Here is a 3,413-nt window from a genome sequence, read left to right as displayed (position 1 = left end):
GAATCACTCAACTCCAAGCTTAAGGCATTTAGAGGCCAACTGCGTGGAGTTAGGGACATACCGTTCTTTTTCTATCGTGTATCGTTGATATTTGGGTAGGGATGCCACGGACTTTATCGGATGAGCCGAAAAAGAGACTCTTTAAAGCCTTTTTTCTGGAAAAATCGCTCAAAAAACAACTTTTTTGAAACTTTTTCCTTGCTACGAAAAAAGACTTCACTCTCCCTTTATACCTTTGCATCATCAAAACAAGGAAGTATGGGTGAGCGGCTTAAACCAGCACACTGCTAACGTGCCGGACCGAAAGGTTCCGAAGGTTCGAATCCTTCTGCTTCCGCACTTTGGCTCGTTAGCTCAGTTGGAGCAGAGCACGACGCTACGAACGTCGGTGTCGGGAGTTCGAGTCTCTCACGAGTCACAATATTGGAGGTTTGGCAGAGTTGGTCTATTGCACCGGTCTTGAAAACCGGCAGGCGGCAACGTCTCAAAGGTTCGAATCCTTTAGCCTCCGCAAACTTGCCCTATCGCATAACGGTAGTGCGGCAGATTCTGGATCTGCAAGTGGTGGTTCGATTCCATCTAGGGCAACATCAGTAAGGAGCTTTGGCAGACTTGGTGTATGCGCGGGACTGAAAATCCCGAGAACGTGGTTCGACTCCACGAGGCTCCACTTGAAAATTCGGGAGTGCTCCAGTGGCAACGAGGGCGGACTGTAAATCCGCTGTCTGATGACTTCGTAGGTTCGAGTCCTACCTCCCGAACTCAACTTGCCCTATGGTATAATGGTAGTACAACGGGTTTTGGTCCTGTTAGCGAAGGTTCGATTCCTTCTGGGGCGACAAGTTAAAAAACAACTCCATGGTGTAATTGGTAGCATACCAGATTTCAGATCTGGAGGTGGTGGTTCGAATCCATCTGGAGTTTATCTGGAGTTTGTAGCTCAGTTGGTAGAGTGCCAGGTTGTGGCTCTGGAGGTCATGGGTTCGATCCCCATCAAACTCCCAAATGCTTCAATAGCACAGTGGTAGTGCAGCTCACTTGTAATGAGCAGGTCGTAGGTTCGAATCCTACTTGAAGCTCCACATAAGAAAGGCTTCTCTTCAGGCAGTTTTGCTTGAAAAGAAGCCTTTTAGCTTTCTTGTAAGACGATGTCTCGTTGATGTTCGTTCATAATTTTCCTCCTTTATCCTTACACAAAGTTCAGAATAGATTTGAGTCTATCCTGTACCTTGTTGAGCACCTGGATGGTGTCTTCGTTATTCTTATCCTTCTTGTTTTCAAGAAGAATGATAGCCTTCTTTATCAGCTTGCAGTCCTCTATGGATAAAGGCATTTCAGTGATAGAGTAGTCTGGATCAGCGTATCTGTAGTATATTCTATCATAAACCTCTATAGGAGCATTGTAGCCAAGTTTGTCAGATCTCATAATCTGTATGTCCATCTGAACAGTTCTGGCGCATACTCCTTTGGTGATTCCCTCCATGTCGTAGAGAGCATCGCTACATGCCTCCACGAGATCATCGAGAGTCCATCTTCTGTATCTGTTTCTCAAACAGTTGTCTATAGTTTTGTACCTTATTAAGGCATTCTTATTTGCTGGCATAGTTCTTTCATTTTAAGCGTAAAAAAATGGTTGGATTTCATCCAGCTTTTTCTCGCCATGTCAGAGCATATGCAAGCAGTTGACTAAAAAGAAAAAGTTGGATTCTCCCGGCAAGGAAACTCCAACTCTTTCGTATTATCTTTGTTCTCTGTGGGGCACGCTGTTACGATGCCCGATAGAAATAACTATGCGAATAATGATGTGGGAATCCTATACCGGCTGTATCTGATGTACTTGATGTATGTACATAACTATTCCGTTCAAAGCGTCGATAGCTCTGAACGAATGATTGTGATGTTATGTGCATATTTAAATTCATTTCCGTATAGGATTTTTATTGTATTTACTTCTAAATTCTTTTAACGGGTGCAAAGATACAAAAATAGTGCGAAATCTTTTTGCGTAGCAGCAAAAAAATGGTATAAACATGCGGATTTTAACCAAAATGAGCTGTTCTCATAGTGATAATCGGCTGATTTTCCCTGATAATGCTTCGCCCCACGCCATGAAGGATGCTACTGGAGTTCCACCTGATAGACTTTGCATTTATGTCAGCAAAGCATGACGTAAGTACAAAGCCCCTCAGTCGGAAGGTGCCCACGAAACGACATCCGGTTGCTTACAAACTGAGTAGGTGGGACGCAAGCGATTCCCACTTAATCAGTTTGCCACTACTGCATGTCCATTCGTCGAGAAGGGCACTAGCTCACAGCATCAACCTTCATTTCCCTCCCTTCCACCTTATTATAATATAATGGTATTCTTCTTTTAAAATGTATTCATGTGGACGTGAATACATATATACATGGATAGGTGTGTACGTGTACACATGAATACAACTTAAATCCTCATACCATGATGAGTAGCAGGCCTTTAAAGATTTGCATTTTTATAAACAAGATGATAATGCTTCGCCCCACACCATGAAGGATGCTACTGGAGTTCCACCTGATAGACTTTGCATTTATGTCAGCAGAGCATGACGTAAGTGCAAAGCCCCTCAGTCGGAAGGTGCCCACGAAACGACATCCGGTAGCTTACAAACTGAGTAGGTGGGACGCAAGCGATTCCCACTTAATCAGTTTGCCACTACAGCATGTCCATTCGTCGAGAAGGGCACTGGCTCACAGCATCCTCCTTCATTTTTCCCTCCCTTCCACCTTATTATAATATCCAGGTCTTCCTCTTTATAAGCATTCTGTCTTTCCTTATAAATCTTTCGGCTTTTCTTCTTTATAATCTTCGCCCACGCCATAGTCCAGTAAGCATGAACAGTTAGCCAGGGTGTTGTTCTTTCGCAGGCCGATTTTATCGACTTACGAAGGAACAACATGCTGGCTTTTAAAACTGTTGATACTTGCTTGGTCTATTCCCACCCAGCTTTTCTATCCCTGCAGTCATTCCCTGTTATACTTTTTCTTCTTACTGAAACCAGAAATCTTTGATTCCGTATCGTCTTTGGGATTTCGGGATTCTTTTTCTGCAAAGTTATCGCAAGCGACCGCAAAATCTGCAAAATGTTTACGTATATAATTAAATATCAGTGCTTTATAAGTCGAAAAGTGGAAAAAGAAAGAAGCGATTTTCTTTGTTTCGTCACAAACAAGCAACAAATTTCGCAAGATAAATCGCAAACTTTATTGGGGTCGCTTCTTTCTCGCTGCAAAGATATAACAAAAAATTGGATTCTCCAAACATTTCCGCTATAATATAATAAGGTGTAAGGGGCGTTTCATCGGGGTTTGTTGCCGTTTCGTTGCGTACTTGCTTCGTTTTGTTGCAGATTTGTTGCCGATATACTTTTGTTGTA

At 42.9% G+C, this 3,413-nt stretch carries 1 protein-coding gene, 9 tRNA genes and 1 pseudogene; 9 read left to right on the top strand and 2 right to left on the bottom strand.

Translation table 11 applies throughout. From position 1 onward, the window contains the following. The first annotated feature begins 252 nt into the window (after positions 1–252). From CHL74_RS15065 to CHL74_RS15020, 9 genes are all read left to right on the top strand, one after another. Positions 253–337 (top strand) — tRNA-Ser (locus CHL74_RS15065). Between the two features lie 6 nt (positions 338–343). Beyond that, positions 344–418 (top strand) — tRNA-Arg (locus tag CHL74_RS15060). 7 nt (positions 419–425) lie between these two features. After that, positions 426–511 (top strand) — tRNA-Ser (locus CHL74_RS15055). 6 nt (positions 512–517) lie between these two features. Further along, positions 518–588 (top strand) — tRNA-Gln (locus CHL74_RS15050). Between the two features lie 9 nt (positions 589–597). Then, positions 598–670: transfer RNA gene (locus CHL74_RS15045), tRNA-Phe, on the top strand. 9 nt (positions 671–679) lie between these two features. Further along, positions 680–761, top strand: a tRNA-Tyr gene (locus CHL74_RS15040). Positions 762–768: 7 nt separating this feature from the next. Beyond that, positions 769–839, top strand: a tRNA-Gln gene (locus CHL74_RS15035). A gap of 90 nt (positions 840–929) precedes the next feature. Beyond that, positions 930–1,002, top strand: a tRNA-His gene (locus CHL74_RS15025). Positions 1,003–1,007: 5 nt separating this feature from the next. After that, a tRNA-Thr gene (locus CHL74_RS15020) sits at positions 1,008–1,082 on the top strand. A gap of 241 nt (positions 1,083–1,323) precedes the next feature. Here CHL74_RS15020 and CHL74_RS15015 read toward each other — a convergent pair. Both CHL74_RS15015 and CHL74_RS16045 read right to left on the bottom strand, forming a co-directional pair. Continuing rightward, a pseudogene (locus tag CHL74_RS15015) lies at positions 1,324–1,603 on the bottom strand (hypothetical protein); the annotation flags it as partial. A 1,596-nt stretch (positions 1,604–3,199) separates the two neighbouring features. Continuing rightward, positions 3,200–3,413, bottom strand: a 214-nt coding sequence (locus CHL74_RS16045; RefSeq protein WP_217901464.1) for a hypothetical protein, incomplete at its 5' end; no start/stop codon positions are given.

The sequence above is a fragment of the Prevotella sp. 885 genome (assembly GCF_002265625.1).
Lineage (GTDB): Bacteria > Bacteroidota > Bacteroidia > Bacteroidales > Bacteroidaceae > Prevotella.
This window is presented reverse-complemented; position numbering and strand designations above follow the sequence as displayed.